The sequence below is a fragment of the Bradyrhizobium sp. genome (genome assembly GCF_035273305.1).
Lineage (GTDB): Bacteria > Pseudomonadota > Alphaproteobacteria > Rhizobiales > Xanthobacteraceae > Bradyrhizobium.
Genome location: NZ_DATEPI010000165.1, coordinates 40,003 through 61,654 on the forward strand (window position 1 = coordinate 40,003; position 21,652 = coordinate 61,654).

Sequence of the window (21,652 nt, forward strand, 5' to 3'; positions counted from 1 at the left end):
CGAGAGCAGACAGCGGACCAAACCGGTCCGCCACCGCCGAGGCCCGCTATTCCGTGACCGGCTTCTCGGAAATATCCCAGTCCTTGCCGTTAAAGATGGAGATGTGGAGCGTCTTCATCGGCGAGTAGTCGTCGGGCGTGTAACTGTAAGTGATGTCGTCAAGGAAAAACGGCGAGTGAAATCCGGCCAGCGTCGTAGCCTGTTTCAAGACGTTCGCGCGTGTCAGGTCGTCGCCGCAACGCCGCAGGATTTCGCCCATCGTGACCGCCTGACCATAGCCTGCATAGGCGATGGTGTTGTCGGGATCGACGTTCGGTAGATACTTCTTGCGCAATTCCTCGAACGCCATCACGTCGCGATCGTTTTGCCAACGTCCAACCCCTGCCTCTTTGGAATAGCGAATAGCGACGATGCCGGTCGCATTCTCGAAGCCGCCGGCGTTGAGGATGGAACGCCCGGTCGATCCTGCCGACAATAGTTGCAGCGGCTTCCAGCCCAGTTCGGCAACCTTGCGGATCGACTGCGACGACGCCTTGCCGGTCGAGATATTATAGAAGACGTCCGCGCCCGACTTGGAGAGATTGATCAATTGGGAGTCAATCGTCGGATCGGTGAGATCGTAGGTCTGCTCCATGATCACCTTGGCGGTGCCGCCAGCGTCCGCCAACACCTGCTTGAACGGGCCTAAAAAATCTCGGCCGAAGTCGTCGTTCTGGTAGAGAATTCCGACCTTCGCGTTCGGTTTTACGCTTACGACATGTTTGGCGAGAATTCGCGCCTCGGTCGGATAGAGCGGTAGCCCCGCCATAGTCCATTTGTAATTCTTCGGATCATTCCATTTCGACGCGCCGGTGTTGAGGAGAAGCTGCGGCACGCCTTTCGAGTTGAGGTATTTGTGCACGGCGGTCTGGGGCGCGGTGCCGAGCGAACCGAACAGGGCCAGAACCTCTTCCTGCTCTACCAGCCTTCGCGTCGCCTCAACGCATTTCGGCGCGCTGTAGGCATCATCCAAGGTGAGGAACTTGATCTTCCGCCCGTTGATGCCGCCCTTTTCGTTCAGCATCTGGAAATAGGCCTCGCCAACCCGACCGAGCACGCCATAGAGCGAACCCGGTCCGCTATGCGGCACGGTTTGACCCAGCTTGATCTCGGTATCGCTCGCTCCGGGATCGTATTTCTTCTCGGCCGCCTTCACGGCAGTAGCGGACGCGAAAATCGTGGCAATAGCGGTGGCGCAGAAGTCGCGCCTCGACTGATGGTTGTTCATCTGTTTCTCCCTGGTGCCGGCATTGACCTATATTCACGCGCGCTCGGCAATACCGAAATTGCGCCTTCGGGATGCAATGCCGATCCGCTTTTCAGGCATGCTTCGGGGCGACGATGTTTCAGGGCTTTGCGGCGACAATGACCAGCCCCGGCACCGGCGCGTTGTCCTCGTTGCGGGCTGACGAATCCTCAAGCAGCGACAGTTTCAAACCAGCAGCTTCGATTGAACGCCGAACGTAAGCCGCGCCATGGGCATAACGCAGGCCTTCGCCGAGAATGACTTCCTCACCTCCGTAGGTTTCCAGTGTGAACGCCAGCAGCCCGCCCGGGACAAGCACCCGCCCCACCTCATAAAGGACGGGGAGGAGATCGGCGACATACACCATGGCGTCGGCGGCGATAACGAGGTCGGCGCTGGCGTTGGGCTTGAGGCGCAAACCTTCCAGCATGTCGGCCACTTCAAGTTGCTCATAAAGACCCGTTGAACGCGCCTTTTCGATCATGCGCGGCGACACATCGATGCCGATAAAATGATCGACCTCCTTTGCGAACGCGGCCGCCGCTAGCCCCGTGCCGCAGCCGAGGTCGAGGGCACGCGCGAAAAACGCGGGCTTGCGCACCGCATTCCGCACCTTCAGCACCGCCTTGAACAACAGCGCAGGGCCGCGATAGCCGAGATCGTCGACCAGAGCCGCTTCGAATTTCGGCGCATATTGGTCGAACAACGCCCGCACATAGGCCTGCGGCATCGCCGAAAGTGGGTCCGCTCCAAGCAGGATCAGGTGCAGGCCGGCGCCGTGCCGATCGTCGGCATCGGCCTCCCGCGCCTTCCGAAATGCCTCGATCGCCGCATCCAGATCCCCGAGCCGATGGCGGATTTCGCCGAGGGTAAACCAGGCGGAGGCAAATGCAGGGGCAAGCTCGGTCGCCTGCACCAACAGATCAGCGGCCGCGACAAGATCGCCTTTCAATTGCAGATCGCGCGCGAACTCGAACCGGCGGTCGGCAACCAGATTGCCGGAGGACAGGAATAGTCGGGCGGGCATGCAAGGAACCGATTGCGGGGCTGGATGGACCAGACTCGAACGCGCCTCGTGGCGGACTATATAATCCAGATGCGTCCGCAAGATATCCTGATGCCGGTTGCCGCCGGGCTGTGCTGCAAGCCCGGCGGCTTTCATATTGATCCGGTACGGCCGGTCGAGCGAGCCGTGATCACCCATGGCCATTCCGACCACGCCCGGTCGGGCCATGGCGCGGTCCTGGCGACCCAGGAGACGCTCGACATCATGCGGCTGCGCTATGGGGACAATTTCGCTGGCACGACACAGGCGGTCTCCTATGGCGAGGAAATTCGGCTGAACGAGATCAACATCAAATTTCACCCCGCCGGCCATGTCCTCGGTTCGGCGCAGGTCGCGGTCTCATGTAAAGACACCTGCATCGTGGCCTCGGGCGATTACAAGAACGCGCCCGACCCAACTTGCGCGCCATTCGAGTTGGTGCCGTGCGACGTGTTTATCACCGAGGCCACTTTCGGCCTGCCGGTGTTCCGCCACGGCAATGCGGCTGACGAGATCAAAAAACTGCTGGCCTCGGTGGCCTTGTTCCCCGAGCGGGCCCATCTGGTCGGCGCCTACTCGCTCGGCAAGGCGCAGCGGGTGATCGCGCTGTTGCGTGCCGCTGGCTACGACGCGCCTATTTATCTGCACGGTGCAATGGAGAAGATCACGTGTTACTATGAAAGCCGAGGCATCGCGCTTGGCGAATTGCGTCCGGTCAAAGGCATGAAGAAAGCCGACCTGGCCGGCACCATTACTTTAGCGCCGCCGTCTGCCACTTCGGACATCTGGACGCGGCGATTTCCGGATCCGGTCACGGCGTTCGCGTCGGGATGGATGCGCGTGCGCGCCCGCGCTCGCCAGCGCGGCGTCGAATTGCCGCTGGTGGTTTCGGATCACGCCGATTGGGACGGACTGACCGCAACGATCGAGGCGACTGGCGCCAGCGAAGTCTGGGTCACCCACGGCCAGGAAGACGCGCTGGTTCATTGGTGTCGAGCCAGTGGGCTCGCAGCCCGTCCACTTGATCTGGTCGGATACGGCGAAGAAGACGAAGGCGACCCACTGCCGCCGGCCGAGGACGCGCAGGCATGAATCGCTTCGCCGAACTGCTGGACAGGCTTGCCTATGAACCTGGCCGCAACAACAAGCTGCGCTTGTTGACGGCATATTTCCGCGATGTCGAGGATCCAGATCGGGGCTACGCGCTCGCGGCCCTCACCGGCGCATTGTCCTTCAAGCACGCCAAGCCTGGCCTAATCCGCGATCTGATCGCGGTACGCACCGATCCGGTGTTGTTCGCGCTGTCCTACGATTACGTCGGGGATCTCTCCGAGACGGTCGCGCTGATGTGGCCGAAAACACCGCTCGACCTTCACTCTGCTCAGCTCCCGTATAAAGTTGGCAAGGAAGGAGAGCACGCGATTGGCCACAACAACCCGCCACCTACGTTGACGGAGGTCGTCACCACGCTTCGCATGCTCGGGAAGACCGAACTGCCGAAACAACTGTCGCGCTGGCTGGACGAGCTGGATGAGACCGGGCGCTGGGCGTTGCTGAAACTCGTCACCGGGGCCATGCGGATCGGCATCTCGGCACGGCTCGCCAAGACCGCCGTCGCCGATCTGGGCGGCAAGGATCCGCACGAGATCGAACTGATGTGGCCGGGGCTCACCCCGCCCTATCTCGACCTGTTCGCATGGCTTGAGGGCCGAGCCGATAAACCTGTCAATCTCGATCCGGCCCCGTTCCGCCCGGTGATGCTGGCGCACGCGATCGAGGACACAGATTTCGTCAATCTCGATCCGGCCGATTACATCGCTGAATGGAAATGGGACGGCATCCGCGTGCAGGCTGTGAGCGGCCGCGACATGCGCGGTCATCAGCTCGCGAGGCTCTACTCGCGCAGCGGCGAGGACATCACCAAAAGCTTTCCGGATTTGCTGCCCTCTCTGCACCTGGCGGGAGCGATCGACGGCGAACTGCTGGTGATGCGGGAGGGCCGGGTGCAAAGCTTCAACGTTCTGCAGCAACGCCTCAATCGCAAGGTGGTCTCGCCGAAATTGGTGAAGGATTATCCGATCCATCTGCGCGCCTATGACCTGCTCAGCGACGGCGACACTGACCTGCGTACGTTGCCGTTTGCTGAACGCCGCGCGCGCCTGGAGAGCTTCGTGACAAAGCTCGACGATCCCAGGATAGATTTATCTCCAACCATCGCATTCGATAGCTGGGATGCGTTGACCGCTGCGAGACGAGATCCCGCCGCTGCCGGCGCCGGCGAGGACGCCGAAGCGGTCGAAGGCGTGATGCTCAAGCGCCGCGATGCTCTCTATCTCCCGGGCCGGCCGAAAGGCCAGTGGTGGAAGTGGAAGCGCGATCCGCACATCATCGATGCGGTGCTGATGTATGCGCAGCGAGGTCACGGCAAGCGCTCGTCTTATTATTCGGACTACACGTTCGGGGTCTGGACCTCAGGCGAGACCGGCGACGAGCTGGTGCCTGTCGGAAAGGCCTATTTTGGCTTTACCGACGAAGAACTGCTGCAGATCGATCGTTTTGTCCGCCGTAACACCGTCGAGAAATTCGGACCGGTCCGGCACGTCGTGCACGAGCCGGATCACGGTCTCGTTCTGGAAGTCGCGTTCGAGGGTCTGGCCCGCTCGACCCGACACAAGTCCGGCATCGCAATGCGATTTCCGCGCGTAAGCCGGCTGCGGTGGGACAAGCCGCCGCGCGAAGCCGATCGGCTGGAAACGCTGGAACGCCTGTTGAAAGCCGACGCCAATCATACGCCGACGCTTTCAACCGAAATGGATGCAGATCCGCGGCAAGAAAAAGCATCGGGGTAAATGAGGCGTGCGGGATTGATCCCCACATCCCTGTTCCCCATCTGACGCTCACTGTATTAGAGTGCGGTTCAATCTGCGCGGAGACCATTCATGCCCAATGACACCCGGGAATTGCCGGCCGCCAACGACGGCCTCTACCGCTTTCTCGGCGGCTCGCCACTGTCGGTGGCCTTTCGGCTTGTTCTGCTCTCGATTTTGGTTGGCGTGGTGCTCGCCGCGATCGGTTTCGATCCCTGGAATATCCTCAGCAGCATCCGACTGCTGTTCCAGCGACTATGGGATCTCGGCTTCGACGCCATCAACTGGCTCTGGCGCTACTTCCTGCTTGGTGCGGTGATCGTCATCCCGGTCTGGCTGTTGTCGCGTATGTTCGCGACCCCCCGTGGGCGTTAAGGCACCGGGCAGCTTAAGTTGCTAGTTTCTTCATCCAGGGTAACGACCGCGCAGGTTTTCGCCATCGCCGGTCCGGCGATGGTCGCGAACCTGACGACGCCGCTCATCGGCATCGTTTCGACCATCGCGATCGGGCGGCTCGGGAATGCCACGCTGCTCGGGGGTGTCGCGCTTGCTTCGGTGCTATTCGACTGCATCTTCTGGCTGTTCTCGTTCCTGCGCATGAGCACCGTCGCTTTTACCGCGCAATCGGTTGGGGCCGACGAGACCGAGGAAATCCGCGCGATCCTGGTTCGCGGCTGGATAGTGGCCGCGCTGATCGGAGGCGGGCTGGTCGCAATTCAGATTCCGCTCGCCACGCTGTTGCTTGGAGCGATAGGTGGCAGCGAAGGCGTGACGCGCGCCGCCCGGACCTATTTCAGCATTCGCATCTGGTCCGCTCCGCTGGTGCTTGCCAACTATGTCATGCTCGGTTGGCTGATCGGACAGGCCCACGCGCGGATGGCGCTGGCGACGCAGATCGCGATCAATCTCATTAGCGCGGCGGCGACGGTGTTGCTGGTGCTGGTGTTCGATGCCGGCATCGCGGGCGCGGCGATCGCCGCCGTCATCGCGGAGGCCATCGGTCTCGTACTCGGCATTCTGATAGCCTATCGGCTGACTGCGGGGAAACTCGGCACGCCCGGTCACCACCTGTTCGAGCGCGCAAAGCTGATGCGGATGTTCACGGTCAACCGCGACATCATGATCCGCACCGCGGCATTGATCGCGGTCTGGTTGTTCTTTACCACGCAAGGCGCCCGAGCCGGCGATGTGACGCTGGCGGCAAACGCCGTGTTGAATAACTTCCTCCTGATCAGCGCCTTCTTCCTCGACGGGCTGGCCAACGCGGCAGAGCAAATCTGTGGCCGAGCCTATGGCGCACGCGACCGGGCAGCCTTTTCGGACGCGGTCCGGCTGGTGATCCTGTGGGGGATGGGCTCTGCACTTGCGGTAACCGCGGTATTCGCGCTGTTCGGGCCAGCGCTGATCGATATCATGACGGCGAGCGAAGATGTTCGAAGAGCCGCGCGAAATTACGTCTGGTTTGTGGCGATATCCCCCACGCTTGCGGTGTTTGCCTTTGCCTATGACGGGATCTTCATCGGTGCGACTTGGGCGCGCGAGATGCGCAACCTGATGATGGTTGCGTTGCTGATGTTTCTAGGCGCGTGGCTGGCGCTTCGCGCTTTCGGCAATGCCGGGCTCTGGGGCGCCCTGCTCGTCCACTACGCCGCGCGCGGCGGATTGCAGGCGCTACGCTATCCGGCGCTGCTCAAAAAATCATTTGCGGCTCAAAAGGTCTCGTGGCCTCCAGGCAAGACGGTCCGTGAAGCAATTACGATACCGGCCAATCCTCCGCCGTGATCGTCGCCGCGTCCGCGCCGACGATCTCGGATACTGAATCGCGGCCGGTTCGAAGCAGCGTCGAGGCGAGGTCGTTCTTGATGTCATCGACTAGGCCGAGGCCCTTATAGACCAGCGACGAATAAATCTGGATCAGGCTAGCGCCGGCGCGGATCTTGGTTAGCGCGGCTCCGCCGGAGTCAATCCCGCCAACCCCTATCAGGGGAAACGCACCCTCCGCGCGGACATAGGTTTCGGCCACCATGCGCGTCGAAAGCCGGAATAGCGGCCTGCCCGATAATCCGCCCTGCTCCCTGGCGCGGGCCTGCTCGCGGAGCGTAGACGGCCGAGCCAATGTTGTATTGCCGACGATCATGCCATCGATGCGGCGTGAGCGACCGATATGCACGACATCGTCGAGTTCAGTCAGGCTAAGATCAGGCGCGATCTTGAGCAGCACTGGAGAGTCGCCGGCGTTGCGCCGCGCCCGTTCGCGTGCATCGATCACCTTGGCCAGGAGATCGTCGAGCGCGGCGGCTTGCTGCAGGTTGCGGAGCCCGGGGGTATTTGGCGACGAGACGTTGACGGAAAAATAGCTGGCGACTGGCGCGAATTTCTCGATCAGTTTGACATAGTCGTCGACGCGGTCGGCGGCATCCTTGTTGGCGCCGACATTGACGCCGACGATGCCCCCGAGATGCGCGCGCGCAGCCAGCCGCCGCAGCACGGCCTCCGCCCCGTCATTGTTGAAACCCATGCGATTGATAATCGCTTCGTCACGCTCCAGCCGGAACAGACGCGGTCGTGGATTTCCCGTTTGCGGCTTCGGCGTCACCGTCCCGACTTCGACAAACCCGAACCCGAGCCGCAACAGGGCATCCGGTGCTTCCGCGCTCTTGTCGAAGCCTGCGGCCATGCCGATCGGATTGGGAAAGTTCAGGCCGAACGCCCGCACCGCCAATTTCGCGTCGTCCGGCCGAACCCGCACCGCCGGCAGCAATTTCAGCCCTTGGATCGCCAGACGATGCGCGTCTTCCGGATCGAACCATCGCAGCAGCGGCAGCGAAAAAGCATCGAATGCGCGGATCATGCCTTGAGCTCCGGCACGTCGTGACGTCCGTCGGAGCGCGCACGCAGTTCAAGCACGGAGGTGACCGCGCCGAGACCGAGCTCGCCGTACAAATGCGGAAACAGCTCGCCGTGGCGCGAGCGCTCCCAGCGCAGCGCCTCGCCCAAGGCGTCCACATCAACCTCGATCAGAAGCAACCCGGTTTGGCCGAAGAAATGCCTGTTTGCCGTCTCCGCGACCTGCGACAAGGTGGACAGATGGATGAAGCCATCGCGCTCATCATCGGCGCTGCCGCGATAAATGCCTTTCTGCTCGGCCTCGCGCCATGCCGAAGCGGGGCAGATTTTGTAGATTCTGCGCACGTGGTCCGGAGCCCTGTCTTCCGATCGAGTCTTGGGAGTTCCGGAGTTGCCGGATTCGGCCGACCGTATCGGCGCGACCTCAGCAGTTCAAGCGTCGCCTGCGCCTGTCGCGGCCTATCGCGAACGCGGATTACCAGGGCTCGTCAGCAATTCCAGGCTGGCAAGCAGCCAAGAGCGCTCAACCTAAGAGGCGTAGTCCGGCTCCTTCCGGTCCAGCATGCGCTTCAACGCATCGAAATGCCGCTGGGCGGGCGTCGGCCCGTTGTACAGATGGGTGCCACCGATATCGCGCTTGGTCTTTTCGACGACCGCATCGGGCAGCTTCTTGAGCGGTTGCCCGGTCCACATTGCATAGATCTGAACCTGCGCGGCGCGCTCGATGTAATAAAGCCGGTCATAGGCTTCAGCGACGCTCTCGCCGACGGTGCTGATGCCATGGTTGGCCATGAATAACACCGACTTGTCACCGATCACGCCAGCGAGTCGAGCGCCTTCGGCCGGATCGAGCGCCGGTCCGGTGTATTCATCGTCATACGCGATCTCACCTGACATTCCGACTTCGGTTTGGCCGATCTCCTTGATGCGCGGGTCCTCGAGACGGGTAAGCGCGCTGGCGTAAGGCATGTGGGTGTGAAAAACGGCTTTGGCTTGCGGCAGCGCCTTATGGATCGGGGCGTGGATGCAGTAGCAGGAGCGCTCGACTTCACCTTCGCCGCGCTTCACCTTGCCGTCATCGATCCCGACTTCCATGAAGGACGAAGCCGTTACCTCGGACCAGTGCATCCCGAACGGGATCTGGTAGTAGCGATCGCTGCGGCCCGGCACCACCAGCGTCAGGTGGTTGAAGATGCCCTCGCTGAAACCCTGCATGAAGGCGAGCCGGTGGGCCGCCGCCAGGTCGACGCGCGCCTGCCATTCCTGTGCGCTGCTGTCTCCAAGCGTGTTTGGCGAAACCCTGAATTGCATGAGCGTCCTCCTGTGTTGCCCCCTCGGTGGAGGCATGGATCGTTCTGCCCGTAGTGTAACCCGAAATTGGAGGTAGTCCGGCTGAAATTGCGGCGGGCCTGCCATGCTGGTTCGTCGCCGCACCAGGCCCCCCGCCGGCCGAGCGCTGCAGAGCCAGCCGAGCGAGCTTACGCCGACCTCGCCAACGCCCCATCGATCATGGCGACGGCGTTCGCCAGGCCATAGACCGCGACGAACGAACCGAAACGCGGTCCTTTCTCCTGGCCGAGCAACACCTGGTAGAGCATGTTGAACCAGTCGAGCGAAACGCCCGGACGACCATCCTTGCCCTTCTTGACCGGATCGAGAAACGGCTCGCGCCGGCCGATCTCGTACACCACGTTCTGGATGTCCTCGGCCGAAGATTGCGCCGGCAATTGCGACAGCGCATCGCGCAAATCCTGAAGCGCGGCGCGTTCAGTGTCGGTCGGCTCGCGGAATTTCTTCGTGGGCGCCACGAAATCGCGATAGTAGTTGATGGCGTAACCGACCATCGCATCCAGCTTGGGATGCGTTTGCGGCGTCACGCCGGGTCGATAACGCCCGATGAACCCCCACAGCGTTGCGGCATTTTCCGCATTCGACGACGACACCAACGTAAGCAGGAGCTGGAAGGTGACGGGCATGTCGGCCTTTGGCGGATGGCCCGCATGGATGTGCCAGACCGGGTTTGCAAGCTGTTGGCGTGCATCCTGGCGGGGAAAGCCGTCAAGGAATTGCTGATAATCATCGACGTTGCGGGGAATCACGTCGAAGTACAGCCGCTTCGCCGACTTCGGCTCGCGGTACATGAACAACGACAGCGATTCCGGTGGTGCATAGCGCAGCCATTCATCGATGGTGAGGCCGTTCCCCTTTGACTTGGAAATCTTCTGGCCCTTTTCGTCGAGAAAAAGCTCGTAGTTGAAGCCCTCGGGCGGCGTACCGTCGAGCGCCGCGCAGATCTTCCCCGACAGCTTTACGGAATCGATCAGATCCTTACCCGCCATTTCGTAGTCGATGCCGAGCGCGGCCCAACGCATCGCCCAATCAGGCTTCCACTGCAGCTTGCAATGACCACCGGTTACTGGAAGCGTGATGCGCTCGCGGGTTTCGGGATCATCATAGGAGATCGTGCCGGCTTTCGGATCGTGCGCCACGATCGGAACGTAAAGCACCACGCCGGTGCGCGGACAGATCGGCAGGAAAGGTGAATAGCTCGCCGCCCGCTCCTCGCGCAAGGATGGCAGCATGATCGCCATCACCTTTTCGATACGCTCGAGCATCAGCCGCAGCGTCGCGTCGAACTTTCCCGACTTGTAGTAATCGGTCGAGCTCGCGAATTCGTAGTCAAAACCAAAGGTGTCCAGAAACGCGCGCAGTCGCGCGTTGTTGTGCGCGCCGAAGCTCGGATGGGTGCCGAATGGATCCGGCACGGCGGTCAGGGGCCGGCCGAGATGTTCGGACAGCATCTCCTTGTTCGGCACATTATCCGGTACCTTGCGCAGTCCATCCATGTCATCGGAAAACGCAATCAGGCGGGTCTTGATCTTGTCCTCTGTGAGTACGCGAAACGCGTGGCGCACCATCGTGGTGCGCGCGACTTCGCCGAAAGTGCCTATATGCGGCAGGCCCGATGGCCCGTAGCCGGTCTCGAACAGCACCTCTTGCTTTGGCTTTTTCTTCAGCCGCGCCACGATCTGTTTTGCCTGCTCGAACGGCCAAGCGTTCGACTGCTCGGCGAGCGAGCGCAGCTCGCCTGGAGTTGCGGCAACATCGTCAATGGACATCAAGGGGTCTCCGGGAGGCGGAACCTACCGCTTCCGCATCAAAATGCAAAATTCCAGCGTTATAGCGATGATTCCGAAAAGGTCCGAAGCTCAGACCCGGACTGGCCAGCTCCAATATCCTCAGAACGGACTTACAGAAAAATAGCGCAGCCAGAGATCGGTGTAGCGTCCCTTTTCCCACACTCGAAACAGCGCCCAGTTCAGCGCCTGACGCAACAGATCGTTGCCTTTGCGAACGGCGATCCCGATGCCTTCACCGAAGTAGCGACTCTCAACGAACGGTCCGCCCGAGAACGCGCAGCATTCGGCCGAGTCCGTGCCATTGATCCAGAACGCGAGTGAGATGGCATCCCCGAAAATGAAATCCACCTCGCCTCGCCGCAGTGCCAGCCTAAGCGCCTCATCATTGGGATAGGAATGCAGCTCCGCGTCAGTGAACATCGCCTTCAGATACGCCTCGTGCGAAGAGCCGGCGATGGCGCCAACCTTCTTGCCTTCGAGATATTCGGGACGAACTTCCGGCATCACCGCGTCGCGCCGCGACACGAACCGCGCCGGCGCGCGGTAATATGGATCGGTGAAGTCGACCCGGGCGCGCAACTGCGGCGTCGCCGCGAGCGAGGCGATGATGGCATCGCCGCGATTACTGGAGAGCGCGTCGAGCAGCGTTTCGAAGCGCCGCATCTGAATGGTGCAAGTGACTTTGATTTCGTCGCAAAGCTGCCGGGCGAGATCGACATTGAATCCGGCGGGATTGCCATCGGGTCCGGTGAAATTGAACGGGGGATAGTCGGTCTCGGTAAGAAACCGGATTACCGTGAGACGAGAGAGATCCGGCCGGTCCGGACGCCGCCTCGGATCCCAAAACCCGGGGACAGCTTGCGGTGCCGCGCCCGGTTTCGGGGTGCCTTGGGCCTGTGCATGACGGGAAGGCGCCACGGCCAGCAAAACCGCAAGCGACACCCCCAAGATCGTCAGGACGGCACGGGTCCGTTGAATCGATATCAGCTGCAAAAGTGAATTTGTCCGGGATCGCATTGCCGACGGTTTTCTCGAATTCGACGGCCTTATAGACGATCCAGCCGATAAGGCGAATTTCGTCTGCGTGTCACAGGTAATGTTTAAGATCGGCCGCGGCTTCCTGAGGGGTGCGCTTCAGGTTGAACGGCGAGACGAACTTGCCGTCGCGATCCATCAAATAGACCAGCGCGGTGTGATCCATGGTGTAGTCGCCATCCTTGAGCGGAACCTTTCGGGCATAGACCCGATAGGCGGAAATCACCTTGGCGATCTGATCGGGACTGCCGGTCAGACCTTTCAGGTGTGGGTCGAAGCTCGACAGGTAGTCCTTCATCGCCTGCTCGGTATCGCGCTCCGGATCGACCGAGATGAAAAAGGCATTGACCCGGTCGGCATCCTTGCCCATCGCCCGCAGCACCTCGGACATTTCGAACAGTGAGGTTGGGCACACATCGGGGCAATGGGTAAAGCCGAAGAAAATCAGGCTCGGATGGCCCTGCAAACTCTTGTCAGTTACGGTGTGGCCGCTCTGATCGACCAACTGAAACGGACCGCCGATCGCGGCAGGGGCCGCCACATTTCGCAATCCGCCCATCGCCCACAGCATCAATAGCAGGCCAATGACGAGGCTGCCGGAGAATGCTGCGGCGATGACCAGCGGGCGGGTGGTCCGATCCATCATGAAATCCCTGTATTCGGATCAGAAGCAGCCCGCGATACCGGCGACGATCGTCTCGAAGAAGACGGTCGTGCCGTAGCGGAACCACAATACGACCGCGGCGAGCAGGAGCGCAGCGCCGAGAGCTGCGCCGCCAGCGGCGGCGATCGCCGAAGCCCTTCGCGCGGGCGACGGGGAGGTAACCTGCTGGTCGGCGGAAATCGGCTTGGCCATGCGACGATCTGATTGAACAGGCATCGGCGAGTGGCTTTGCCGCCACTCACCTGCCTCTCATGCTCAGATAGGGCTAGTCGGGCTGGCGGGCAAGCACGGCCGGGATGGGCATCGTCATACGATGCTGGTGCGAATCGCGATCCCGGCGGTTGGATCGGGGCGTCGAAGCCTGCGCGTCGAGATAGCAAGGCCGGTACATGCTCATCAACTGCCTGCCACGCAGGAAGATCATCTGCGGTCTCAACCCGCCCCGCTGCGCGATCCAACGCCGCACCGCGGACGGATACATCGAATACAGCATCTGCGTCGCTTCGGGATTGGTTACCGCCCGGCCATTGGCGCCGAAATCCCAAGCCGCGTGGAAGCCGAGATTGGCATGTGAGGTGACGCAAATCCTGTCGTGGGGAACGGCGCCGAGCACAATGGTGCAGGCCGATGCGCACAGGCCATCGATGATGACCGCCTCGCCGGAGCTACGCAGGCCCTGATATCTGTCGACGTAGGTGCCGATCCTGCCGCCGCGATCGTCAGCAATTCGAACCACCGCATGACTCGCCCCAACCCCCGCCAACAGGAGAATCAACGCGAGCAGCCCCGTGACCGATTTCATGCCCCAGCCCCAGTCCAAATCTGTCGAACCCGAATCTGATGATCTTGAGTGATGCAAGACGGTCCGCAGGATGTTTCGAGATTGGAATTTTGTCCAGATGGAAGAAGTGGATCAAATCAAATTCAAATGACGTGTTGCCGGTCGGCTGCACATTCCTCGCGAGATCGCCAAGACTGGAACAACCCCGATGGCGGGCGCGTGTTATGGCCGCTTTGAGCGGCATTTGCCGTTGACCACCGATCACCCGCGGCGCTCAATCGCGGGGGAAACGGGGGAGATGCAGTCAATGGCTGGGGATGCAGACGTAATCGTGGTCGGAGCGGGTCTTTCGGGACTCGTTGCCGCAACCGAAATTTCTGACGCCGGCAAACGCGTCATCGTCGTCGATCAGGAAGGCGAGCAAAGCCTTGGCGGCCAAGCGTTCTGGTCATTCGGCGGCTTGTTCCTGGTCGGTAGCCCCGAACAGCGACGGCTCGGAATCAAGGACAGTTACGAGCTCGCGTTGCAGGACTGGATGGGATCAGCCGGTTTCGATCGGCACGAGGATCTCTGGCCGCGGCGCTGGGCCGAAGCTTATGTGGCGTTCGCGGCGGGCGAAAAGCGCGGATGGTTGCGGACGATGGGACATCGAATCTTCCCCATCGTCGGCTGGGCCGAGCGCGGCGGCTATGACGCCATGGCGCATGGCAATTCGGTGCCGCGATTTCATGTGAGCTGGGGAACCGGCCCCGGGGTCGTCGAGCCGTTCGAGCGGCGCGCCCGCGAGGCGCAGGCGAGCGGTCGGCTGACGTTCAAGTTCCGCCATCGCGTCGATGCGCTCACCATGACCAACGGCGTCGTCGAGGGCATTACCGGCTCGATCCTGGAGCCGGACAGTATCGAGCGGGGAAAAAGCACTTCGCGCAAGGTCACCGGCGAATTTACGTTGCGCGCGCAGGCGGTGATCGTTGCCTCCGGCGGCATCGGCGGCAATCACGATCTGGTTCGGCAGAACTGGCCGAAGCGCCTGGGGAGCGCGCCGAAAAACATGATCTCGGGCGTTCCTGAGCATGTCGACGGGCGAATGATCGGTATCACGGAGGCTGCGGGCGCGCGGCTCATCAACCGCGACCGGATGTGGCATTATGTCGAAGGCGTCAGAAACTGGTCGCCGATCTGGCCACACCACGGCATCCGAATCCTGCCGGGACCGTCCTCGATGTGGTTCGACGCGACTGGAAAGCGACTCGCAGCGCCGCTGTTTCCAGGCTCGGATACATTGGGCCAACTGCAGTACATCATGAATACCGGGTACGATTATTCGTGGTTCGTGCTCACCCAAAGCATCATCAAAAAGGAATTTGCGCTATCCGGCTCCGAGCAGAATCCGGATCTGACCGGCAAGAGCTGGCTGTTGACCGCGCGCCGCGCCACCAATAAGGGCGCGCCGGGTCCCGTGGAGGCATTCAAGAACCATGGCGCGGACTTCATCGTGCGCGACAATCTCTCCGACCTCGTGGCCGCGATGAACAAGCTCAGCGGTGACGACCTTTTGAAGTTTGAAGACATAAAGGCTCAAATCGAGGCGCGCGACCGCGAGATCGCGAACCCGTATGTCAAGGACGCGCAGGTGATGAACATTCACAACGCGCGCCGCTATGTTGGAGACCGGCTGATCCGCACCGCCAGGCCACACCGGCTACTCGACCCTGCCCACGGCCCGCTGATCGCGGTGAAACTCAATATCCTCACCCGCAAGACGTTGGGCGGCTTCGAAACCGATCTCGATTCGCGGGTATTTGGCAGCGACGGCAGCATTATCGCGGGCCTGTACGCCGTCGGCGAGGCAGCCGGCTTTGGCGGCGGCGGCATGCATGGCTACCGATCGCTGGAAGGCACGTTTCTGGGCGGCTGCCTGTTCTCCGGTCGCAATGCGGGACGCGCGGCCGCAAAGGCAGTCACGTAGACAGTGCGCATTGCACGTGCCGGGGCGGCGACAGTCCCGGCAGAGAGCTTAGCGCTAGGCGCTTCCTGCCGGGATTGAGTTTCAGGTTAAGCTGCGCGCGCCGCGTTCCGCTCTGCCTCGATGCGCCGCGCCAATGCCCAGCGGAAATAGGTAAGCGCCGCGTCGGCCCCGATCGCAAGCAGCTGATAGTTCGGGTCGGCATCGAACACGGTCTGCTGCGCCTCGATGATCGCCTTGTCCTCCATGAACGCCTCTTCGAGGCTATTGCGAAGCGACAGCGAGATGTTCGGATTGCTGATGTCGAAATCGTGCAGATAATTCCAGAAGAAATGCGTGGTGCTGCGCGTCTCAGGGGTCATGAACTGCGCGTTGCGGTACTGGCGGGTACCCGGGACCTGAACGCCTCGCTCGGCGCCCTGCCCCGCGGGCGCAAACATCGTATCGAGCAGGAAGATTCCCGGAATGATCATCCGGCCGATATTGCGCCGGTCGATCTTGTCGGTCCTGTTCGGGATTACCTTGCAATGGTAGGGCGGCGGATCGGCGCTCATGTGCCAGCGCTCGACACGGAAGCCATCATCCAGTTTTTCAATCGCGACCGGTTTTGTCTTGTAGGCGTATTCTTCTGAACCGCCGAGCGTGTGGGTATGCACGAAGGCGAGATGGGCGAAGTCGCTAAGATTGTCGACGATCAGCAGCCAGTTGGCCTTGTAGTGCATGTATCCCGGCAGGCCGCGCCATTTCGGATCCTCAAGTGGCGGGTAATCGACAATCAGATTTGGGTCAGCTTTTTCGAGGTCGCCCATCCATATCCAGATCAGGTTGTAACGTTCGACCACAGGATAGCTTCGCACGCCGAGCTTCGGCGGAATCTTGTCCTGCCCGGGAATCTGAATGCATTTGCCGCCCGGCTCGAATTTCATGCCGTGGTACATGCAGCGGATATCGTCGCCCTCGATGCGGCCCATCGAGAGCGGAGCCGCGCGATGGCAACAGCGATCGTCGAGCGCCACAACCTTTCCGCTCGCGCCTCTGTAAATCACGACGGGACGCTCCAGTATCGTCCGCGCCAGCTTGGTGCCGTCGATCAATTCGTGATTCCAGGCCGCAACGTACCAGGAATTCCGGAGAAAAATTCCGTCGTCCGTCATCACACCCTCCCTGTTCAAGGAATGCTTTTCTCTAGGTCATTTCTAGTTCATTGGGCCTTCCGCGAGAACCCGAATTATCTGGACACACTGTACGGTCGCGTGGACAATTGCCTGGATGGATTGGCGCGATTGGGAGCTGTTCTGCGAAGTCGTTCAGCATGGCGGGTTTAGCGCCGCCGCACGCGTGGTCGGACATCCCAAATCCAGCCTCAGTGCTGCAGTGCAACGGCTGGAAAGCAGTCTTGGCCTCAGGCTTATTGAACGCACCACGCGCCACCTGCGCCTGACCGACGCTGGCGAGACCATTTATCGGCGGGTGAAGCCGCTGTTCACGGCGCTGCATGATACGCACAGCGAAGCCATGGCCATGAGCGGCTCGATAGCGGGGACGCTGCGCATCAAGTCGCCTTATGAATTCGGCGCGCACCATGCAGGACCGGTCGCTTGCGAACTGATGAGCCGCTATCCTGATCTGGCCATCCGGATCGACGTCGAGCACGAAATCGTCAGCCCCGTGGTCGAGCACTATGACATCGTATTCGCGATGATCGAAACACCGCTTCCCTCCGCCGGCATCGTCACAAAGCGCGTCTTCTCGCTTGAACGCGGCTTGTTCGCCGCGCCTGCATTGCTGGACCGTCTCGGCGAACCACGCGGTATCGAAGACCTCTCGCGTTTTCCCCTGCTCACCGCTCCAACCGACGCATCCTGGGCGATAACCACTCCGGCAGGTGCGACCGAATATCTTCCGGCTGATAAAGCCAGGCTCACTAGCTCGAATGCCCATATCAGATTGCATGCGGCGCTCGAGGGTCACGGGATCCTGCGCGTGACGGCGAGTTATACCCGTGCGGCTGTCGAGACCGGATCACTGCGACGCGTGTTGCCGGATCACGTTTGCGAGCCGCTCAACGTGCATGCATTGCTGCCGGCGCGCCAGTTCGTTCCTGCCAGGGTCCGGTGCTTCCTGGAAGCCATGGAAGAGCACGCCCATGGCGGGCAAGCCGACCAGGCTCCCTCCTCGGCTGCAGATTGAGCTGGCGGAACCGATCGGGGCGACTTTTAAGCCATATCTTCTAACCATATCTCCGATTTCCGGGAACCTGGCCGGCTTTGCGGCATCCAATGCTGTGCCGTAAATTAGCCGGGAAACAGCGGAGCGAGCATGCGCAGAGCGTATTCACAACAATTGGCGTCCACCGGGACCGCCGACGCCGAACTGGTCAAACGAGCCATCGGCCGCGATGAATCGGCGATCCGCTCGATCATGCAGGCAAACAACCGCAGGCTTTACCGGCTCGCCCGCGGCATCCTGCGCAACGACAGCGAGGCCGAGGACGTGGTTCAGGAAACCTACGTCCGAGCGCTAACACATCTTGAAGAATTCCGCGGCGATTCAAGCCTCGCGACATGGCTGTCACGCATTGCCATGAATGAAGCGCTGGGTCGCTTGCGCCGGCAACGCCCCGGGGTCGAACTAAGCTCGCTGCCACCGGGCACGCTCGAGGCGCAGATCATCCAGTTTCCCCACTCGGCGACATCCGAAGACCCAGAAAAGACCATGGCACAACGTGAAATTCAGCGCGTCGTCGAACACGCGATTGACGAGCTCCCCGACAACTTCCGCATCGTGTTCATCACCCGCGTGATCGAGGGCATGAATGTCGAGGAAACCGCCGAGATTCTGGGGCTCAAGCCGGAGACGGTGAAAACCCGGCTGCACCGGGCGCGCAGCATGCTCCGCGAAAACGTCGAGAAGAAAATCGGCCCTGTCGTGATGGAAGCCTTCCCGTTTGCCGGCAAGCGGTGCGAACGCCTGACCGTTGCGGTTCTGAAGCGGCTGGGATTCACAGCCTAAAAGTTTTTCGGGAACCTTTGCGTTCACGCGCCATCCAAAGCCTGTGCAACCAATATGCGCCGGCGGCTCGTGCCGACGCCACAGGAGTGTAAAATCATGTTCGTTCGATTGAGCGCGGCAATCGCCGCGGTGAGCCTGCTCGGCGGTGCCGCGCTGGCACAAGGAGCGAAACCGACCGACCCGCAGATCGCGCACATCGCCTATACCGCTGGTGTGATCGACATTGCGGCAGCCAAGCAAGCGCTTAAGAAAACCCACAACAAGGAGGTAAAGGCGTTCGCGCAAGACATGGTGCGCGACCATGAGGCCGTGAACAAGCAAGCGCTCGCGCTGGTAAAAAAGCTGAAGGTCACGCCCGAAGACAATGACACCAGCCGCACGCTTTCAAAGAACGCGGCCGACAAGCGCGCCGAACTGGCCAAGCTGAAAGGCGCTGCGTTCGACAAAGCCTACGTCGACAACGAAGTCGGCTATCACAAGGCCGTCGACAGCGCGCTCGAGACGAACCTTATTCCGAACTCGAGCAACGCCGAACTGAAAAGCCTTTTGCAGACCGGCCTTAAGATCTTTCAAGGCCACGAGCAGCATGCCGAGCATGTGGCGGCAAGCCTGAAGTGAGGAGTCGCCCGTGATGCCGAGATCGACATTGCCGGTCGTTGCCGCGCTGACGTTCGCGATGTCGGTCTCGGCGCATGCCGCAACCATACAAATCACGATGGAGAATCTGGTGATCGCACCGGCGCAAGCAACCGCGAAGGTTGGCGACACCATCGAGTGGATCAACAAGGACGTTCTCGCCCACACCGCCACAGCGCGCAACGGCGAGTGGGATGTGATGTTGCCGCCCAAGAAGAACGGCACGCTGGTTTTGAAAAAGGCCGGCACGATCGAGTATTATTGTCGCTTCCATCCCAACATGAAGGCGACCCTCACCGTCGAGCCGTAGCGGACCTTGTGCTCGGCACCGTCGTTTCGATGGCAAGAAGACGTTGGAGCGGGCGAAGGGAATCGAACCCTCGTATGCAGCTTGGGAAGCTGCCGTTCTGCCATTGAACTACGCCCGCAAGTAAATGATTTTATTACCGTTTAGAGTGCTCAGATTCGCGTGGCACGGTTTTGGCACGTCCTTCGTGGGGTGAAGCGGTAATTTGCTGACCGCGATTAGAGCAAACGATTTCGCATTTTGCAAATCTACGCTCTGATTCCGATGCGGCCCTACATTATTGCACAGTCTTAGGGCACGGACTCCTGGCATGCACGAGTCCGTTGTTACGGCCAGAAGCGGACGTGCCGAGCGCGTTTGACATGACTGCTTCCAAGTCTAAGTCGGAAATGAGACGAGTCGGAGCGCGAGTTCTGGTTTTGACCCCATCTCCGACATCGGTCGGTCGCTTAACGGCCTGAGTCCGACCAACACACCTCCTTTCAAAAGTTGTGCTACTTTGAACCCGATACCCCGATACAATATCCTGTCCAGAACTGGGGCGGCCATGAGACGTCGCGAGTTCATCTCGGTACTTGGTGGCGCCGTGCTCCCGCTCGCCGCGCACGCCCAAAAATTGGGGAAGGTCTACCAGATCGGGGTCGTGTGCCCGATCAGTTGCGAGACGTCTGACTTTCGCAGTTTTCGTGAGGCCCTCGCAGCGCTCGGTTACAAAGATGGGACGAACGTCATTTTTGAGTATCGGTCGGCAGCGGGCAACGTTCAGCGCCTCCGCGAGCTGGCAGATGAGCTGGTACGACGGAATGTTGACGTGATCTTCACAACGTTCGGGACAGCCGCCGCACTGGCTGCGAAACGCGCCACGGCGTCGATCCCAATCGTGGTCGGGTCGGCCGGCGATCTCGTCGCTGCCGGAATTGTCGAGAGCCTCAACCGTCCTGGAGGCAACGTCACTGGGATCACATCGCTTCTGCTCGAGCTGGAAGGCAAGCGGCTGCAGCTTCTCACGGAACTCTCCCCTAGCATTTCTCGCATAGCGTTTTTTTGCGATACGACAAATCCCTATTCTGTCTTGGCGGTTGAGCGAATGCGGACTGCCGCCGCCCAACTCGGCGTTGAACTTAGGGAAATCCAGGTACACGAAGCGACAGATGTGGACCAAGCCTTCGCGACGCTGGTCGGCGACGGACTTGAGGCCCTTTGCGTCGATGCCTATATACCGCTGCTCGCGAGCCGCGATCACATCGTGGCGCTCGCAGCAAAGCAGCGTATCGCGGCAATTTACACATTTAGAGACTTCGCAGACGTCGGAGGTTTGTTCTCCTACGGGCCAAGCCTGAAGGAAAATGCGAAGCGAGCCGCTGCTTTGGTCGGCAAGATCCTCGATGGGGCTAAGCCGGAGGACCTCCCGATCGAACGATCGACGAAGGTCGAGCTGGTGATTAATCTCAACACGGCGAAGGCGCTCGGCCTCACCATTCCGCCGACGCTGATTGCACGAGCGGACGACGTGATCGAATAACGCCCTTGAGTCTGCCTTAGCGGTTGCCTGCGGCCGGAGCTTCGCTGGCATCGCTCCATGGGGTATCGTCGTGGCACCCGCGCGAAGGCGGTCCGAAACCTCCCCTTTGAAAGAAAGCGCTCGGCCAAGTCAGGTCGCAAATACTCGATTTCACAGAACCAACGCTCTTCTCATCCATCCTCACGAACAACTCGATATGATGCGCTGCTCCCGGTTGCTCCGCCGTGCCCGCAGGGGTAAATTTCGAAAATGACCGCTACCACGCTTTTGCAACGTGATTCCATCTCGGTTTCAGACTTCCGCTGCAGCGCGCTCCTTCGGGAAAAGCCGTTCGTGGAGCGGCATCAATCCCATTCGGTCTCCTACGTGCGCACGGGCAGCTTCGGCTACAACAGCCGCGGCCAATCATTTGAACTCGTTCCCGGGTCGATCCTGATCGGCCATGCCGGTGACGAATATACTTGCACTCACGATCACGTTTGCGGAGACGAGTGACTGTCATTCTTCCTCGGCCCCGAGCTGGTTGAGGCAATCGGCGGCGACGCCAA

At 60.9% G+C, this 21,652-nt stretch carries 22 protein-coding genes and 1 tRNA gene; 11 read left to right on the forward strand and 12 right to left on the reverse strand.

What is annotated here, in order from left to right; all coding sequences use genetic code 11:
• Positions 1-46 precede the first annotated feature (46 nt).
• Together VJV58_RS11620 and VJV58_RS11625 are read right to left on the reverse strand one after the other, a co-directional pair.
• Complete coding sequence (locus VJV58_RS11620; protein WP_324137487.1) at positions 47-1,267, reverse strand: ABC transporter substrate-binding protein; 1,221 nt, start codon at positions 1,265-1,267, stop codon at positions 47-49.
• Between the two features lie 118 nt (positions 1,268-1,385).
• Positions 1,386-2,312, reverse strand: a complete 927-nt coding sequence (locus VJV58_RS11625; protein WP_324137488.1) for a class I SAM-dependent DNA methyltransferase — start codon at positions 2,310-2,312, stop codon at positions 1,386-1,388.
• A gap of 69 nt (positions 2,313-2,381) precedes the next feature.
• On the opposite strand from VJV58_RS11625, the gene VJV58_RS11630 reads away from it, so the two are divergent.
• The 4 genes from VJV58_RS11630 (at position 2,382) to VJV58_RS11645 (ending at position 6,979) form a co-directional block, all read left to right on the forward strand.
• Positions 2,382-3,422, forward strand: coding sequence for a ligase-associated DNA damage response exonuclease (locus VJV58_RS11630; protein ID WP_324137511.1), 1,041 nt, complete (start codon positions 2,382-2,384; stop codon positions 3,420-3,422).
• Positions 3,419-5,179, forward strand: coding sequence for a cisplatin damage response ATP-dependent DNA ligase (locus VJV58_RS11635; protein ID WP_324137489.1), 1,761 nt, complete (start codon positions 3,419-3,421; stop codon positions 5,177-5,179). Before VJV58_RS11630 ends, VJV58_RS11635 begins: the two co-directional genes overlap by 4 nt.
• 90 nt (positions 5,180-5,269) lie before the next feature.
• Positions 5,270-5,572: a DUF6460 domain-containing protein gene (locus VJV58_RS11640; protein WP_324137490.1), complete on the forward strand. Its 303-nt coding sequence runs from the start codon at positions 5,270-5,272 to the stop codon at positions 5,570-5,572.
• A 78-nt stretch (positions 5,573-5,650) separates the two neighbouring features.
• On the forward strand, positions 5,651-6,979 hold the full coding sequence (locus VJV58_RS11645; protein WP_324137512.1) for an MATE family efflux transporter: 1,329 nt from the start codon (positions 5,651-5,653) through the stop codon (positions 6,977-6,979).
• Here VJV58_RS11645 and VJV58_RS11650 read toward each other — a convergent pair.
• From VJV58_RS11650 to VJV58_RS11685, 8 genes are all read right to left on the reverse strand, one after another.
• Positions 6,951-8,048, reverse strand: a complete 1,098-nt coding sequence (locus VJV58_RS11650; RefSeq protein WP_324137491.1) for a quinone-dependent dihydroorotate dehydrogenase — start codon at positions 8,046-8,048, stop codon at positions 6,951-6,953. The two genes, VJV58_RS11645 and VJV58_RS11650, sit on opposite strands and share 29 nt — an antisense overlap.
• A complete protein-coding gene (locus tag VJV58_RS11655; protein ID WP_324137492.1) occupies positions 8,045-8,389 on the reverse strand; it encodes a DUF952 domain-containing protein in 345 nt (114 codons plus the stop codon). Before VJV58_RS11655 ends, VJV58_RS11650 begins: the two co-directional genes overlap by 4 nt.
• A gap of 183 nt (positions 8,390-8,572) precedes the next feature.
• A complete protein-coding gene (locus VJV58_RS11660) occupies positions 8,573-9,355 on the reverse strand; it encodes a class II aldolase/adducin family protein (RefSeq protein WP_324137493.1) in 783 nt (260 codons plus the stop codon).
• Between the two features lie 167 nt (positions 9,356-9,522).
• Entirely contained in the window at positions 9,523-11,163 is a 1,641-nt protein-coding gene (locus VJV58_RS11665; RefSeq protein WP_324137494.1) for a lysine--tRNA ligase, read from the reverse strand.
• Positions 11,164-11,283: 120 nt separating this feature from the next.
• A complete protein-coding gene (locus VJV58_RS11670) occupies positions 11,284-12,201 on the reverse strand; it encodes a transporter substrate-binding domain-containing protein (protein ID WP_324137495.1) in 918 nt (305 codons plus the stop codon).
• A 70-nt stretch (positions 12,202-12,271) separates the two neighbouring features.
• Positions 12,272-12,862 (reverse strand): SCO family protein, encoded by a 591-nt coding sequence (locus VJV58_RS11675; RefSeq protein ID WP_324137496.1) that lies wholly within the window; start codon positions 12,860-12,862, stop codon positions 12,272-12,274.
• A 21-nt stretch (positions 12,863-12,883) separates the two neighbouring features.
• Complete coding sequence (locus tag VJV58_RS11680) at positions 12,884-13,075, reverse strand: hypothetical protein (protein ID WP_324137497.1); 192 nt, start codon at positions 13,073-13,075, stop codon at positions 12,884-12,886.
• 73 nt (positions 13,076-13,148) lie between these two features.
• Positions 13,149-13,685 (reverse strand): hypothetical protein, encoded by a 537-nt coding sequence (locus VJV58_RS11685; RefSeq protein ID WP_324137498.1) that lies wholly within the window; start codon positions 13,683-13,685, stop codon positions 13,149-13,151.
• A 286-nt stretch (positions 13,686-13,971) separates the two neighbouring features.
• Here VJV58_RS11685 and VJV58_RS11690 point away from each other — a divergent pair, with 286 nt between their 5' ends.
• Positions 13,972-15,630 (forward strand): FAD-binding dehydrogenase, encoded by a 1,659-nt coding sequence (locus tag VJV58_RS11690; RefSeq protein ID WP_324137499.1) that lies wholly within the window; start codon positions 13,972-13,974, stop codon positions 15,628-15,630.
• Positions 15,631-15,716: 86 nt separating this feature from the next.
• Here the strand turns inward: VJV58_RS11690 and VJV58_RS11695 are convergent, their stop codons facing one another.
• Entirely contained in the window at positions 15,717-16,781 is a 1,065-nt protein-coding gene (locus VJV58_RS11695; RefSeq protein ID WP_324137500.1) for an aromatic ring-hydroxylating dioxygenase subunit alpha, read from the reverse strand.
• 115 nt (positions 16,782-16,896) lie between these two features.
• Between VJV58_RS11695 and VJV58_RS11700 the strand changes: the two genes are divergently transcribed.
• The 4 genes from VJV58_RS11700 (at position 16,897) to VJV58_RS11715 (ending at position 19,585) form a co-directional block, all read left to right on the forward strand.
• A complete protein-coding gene (locus VJV58_RS11700; RefSeq protein ID WP_324137501.1) occupies positions 16,897-17,817 on the forward strand; it encodes a LysR family transcriptional regulator in 921 nt (306 codons plus the stop codon).
• Positions 17,818-17,946: 129 nt separating this feature from the next.
• The gene (locus VJV58_RS11705) at positions 17,947-18,639 is read left to right on the forward strand and encodes an RNA polymerase sigma factor (RefSeq protein WP_324137502.1); all 693 of its coding nucleotides are present in this window, start codon (positions 17,947-17,949) and stop codon (positions 18,637-18,639) included.
• A 96-nt stretch (positions 18,640-18,735) separates the two neighbouring features.
• Positions 18,736-19,257 carry a DUF4142 domain-containing protein gene (locus VJV58_RS11710; RefSeq protein WP_324137503.1) on the forward strand — a complete coding sequence of 174 codons (522 nt, stop codon included), beginning with the start codon at positions 18,736-18,738 and terminating at the stop codon, positions 19,255-19,257.
• Between the two features lie 13 nt (positions 19,258-19,270).
• Positions 19,271-19,585: a cupredoxin family copper-binding protein gene (locus tag VJV58_RS11715; RefSeq protein WP_324137504.1), complete on the forward strand. Its 315-nt coding sequence runs from the start codon at positions 19,271-19,273 to the stop codon at positions 19,583-19,585.
• A gap of 44 nt (positions 19,586-19,629) precedes the next feature.
• Here VJV58_RS11715 and VJV58_RS11720 read toward each other — a convergent pair.
• A tRNA-Gly gene (locus tag VJV58_RS11720) sits at positions 19,630-19,703 on the reverse strand.
• 426 nt (positions 19,704-20,129) lie between these two features.
• On the opposite strand from VJV58_RS11720, the gene VJV58_RS11725 reads away from it, so the two are divergent.
• A complete protein-coding gene (locus VJV58_RS11725; protein WP_324137505.1) occupies positions 20,130-21,104 on the forward strand; it encodes an ABC transporter substrate-binding protein in 975 nt (324 codons plus the stop codon).
• A 249-nt stretch (positions 21,105-21,353) separates the two neighbouring features.
• The gene (locus VJV58_RS11730; RefSeq protein WP_324137506.1) at positions 21,354-21,599 is read left to right on the forward strand and encodes a hypothetical protein; all 246 of its coding nucleotides are present in this window, start codon (positions 21,354-21,356) and stop codon (positions 21,597-21,599) included.
• The last annotated feature ends 53 nt before the right edge of the window (positions 21,600-21,652 follow it).

What these genes read in the sequence shown, in the direction of transcription:
- VJV58_RS11620 (WP_324137487.1), bottom strand. Translation starts at nt 1,267, where the DNA reads ATGAACAACCATCAGTCGAGGCGCGACTTCTGCGCCACCGCTATTGCC.
- VJV58_RS11625 (WP_324137488.1), bottom strand. Translation starts at nt 2,312, where the DNA reads ATGCCCGCCCGACTATTCCTGTCCTCCGGCAATCTGGTTGCCGACCGC.
- VJV58_RS11630 (WP_324137511.1), top strand. Translation starts at nt 2,382, where the DNA reads ATGCGTCCGCAAGATATCCTGATGCCGGTTGCCGCCGGGCTGTGCTGC.
- VJV58_RS11635 (WP_324137489.1), top strand. Translation starts at nt 3,419, where the DNA reads ATGAATCGCTTCGCCGAACTGCTGGACAGGCTTGCCTATGAACCTGGC.
- VJV58_RS11640 (WP_324137490.1), top strand. Translation starts at nt 5,270, where the DNA reads ATGCCCAATGACACCCGGGAATTGCCGGCCGCCAACGACGGCCTCTAC.
- VJV58_RS11645 (WP_324137512.1), top strand. Translation starts at nt 5,651, where the DNA reads ATGGTCGCGAACCTGACGACGCCGCTCATCGGCATCGTTTCGACCATC.
- VJV58_RS11650 (WP_324137491.1), bottom strand. Translation starts at nt 8,048, where the DNA reads ATGATCCGCGCATTCGATGCTTTTTCGCTGCCGCTGCTGCGATGGTTC.
- VJV58_RS11660 (WP_324137493.1), bottom strand. Translation starts at nt 9,355, where the DNA reads ATGCAATTCAGGGTTTCGCCAAACACGCTTGGAGACAGCAGCGCACAG.
- VJV58_RS11665 (WP_324137494.1), bottom strand. Translation starts at nt 11,163, where the DNA reads ATGTCCATTGACGATGTTGCCGCAACTCCAGGCGAGCTGCGCTCGCTC.
- VJV58_RS11670 (WP_324137495.1), bottom strand. Translation starts at nt 12,201, where the DNA reads ATGCGATCCCGGACAAATTCACTTTTGCAGCTGATATCGATTCAACGG.
- VJV58_RS11675 (WP_324137496.1), bottom strand. Translation starts at nt 12,862, where the DNA reads ATGGATCGGACCACCCGCCCGCTGGTCATCGCCGCAGCATTCTCCGGC.
- VJV58_RS11680 (WP_324137497.1), bottom strand. Translation starts at nt 13,075, where the DNA reads ATGGCCAAGCCGATTTCCGCCGACCAGCAGGTTACCTCCCCGTCGCCC.
- VJV58_RS11685 (WP_324137498.1), bottom strand. Translation starts at nt 13,685, where the DNA reads ATGAAATCGGTCACGGGGCTGCTCGCGTTGATTCTCCTGTTGGCGGGG.
- VJV58_RS11690 (WP_324137499.1), top strand. Translation starts at nt 13,972, where the DNA reads ATGGCTGGGGATGCAGACGTAATCGTGGTCGGAGCGGGTCTTTCGGGA.
- VJV58_RS11695 (WP_324137500.1), bottom strand. Translation starts at nt 16,781, where the DNA reads ATGACGGACGACGGAATTTTTCTCCGGAATTCCTGGTACGTTGCGGCC.
- VJV58_RS11700 (WP_324137501.1), top strand. Translation starts at nt 16,897, where the DNA reads ATGGATTGGCGCGATTGGGAGCTGTTCTGCGAAGTCGTTCAGCATGGC.
- VJV58_RS11705 (WP_324137502.1), top strand. Translation starts at nt 17,947, where the DNA reads ATGCGCAGAGCGTATTCACAACAATTGGCGTCCACCGGGACCGCCGAC.
- VJV58_RS11710 (WP_324137503.1), top strand. Translation starts at nt 18,736, where the DNA reads ATGTTCGTTCGATTGAGCGCGGCAATCGCCGCGGTGAGCCTGCTCGGC.
- VJV58_RS11715 (WP_324137504.1), top strand. Translation starts at nt 19,271, where the DNA reads ATGCCGAGATCGACATTGCCGGTCGTTGCCGCGCTGACGTTCGCGATG.
- VJV58_RS11725 (WP_324137505.1), top strand. Translation starts at nt 20,130, where the DNA reads ATGAGACGTCGCGAGTTCATCTCGGTACTTGGTGGCGCCGTGCTCCCG.
- VJV58_RS11730 (WP_324137506.1), top strand. Translation starts at nt 21,354, where the DNA reads ATGACCGCTACCACGCTTTTGCAACGTGATTCCATCTCGGTTTCAGAC.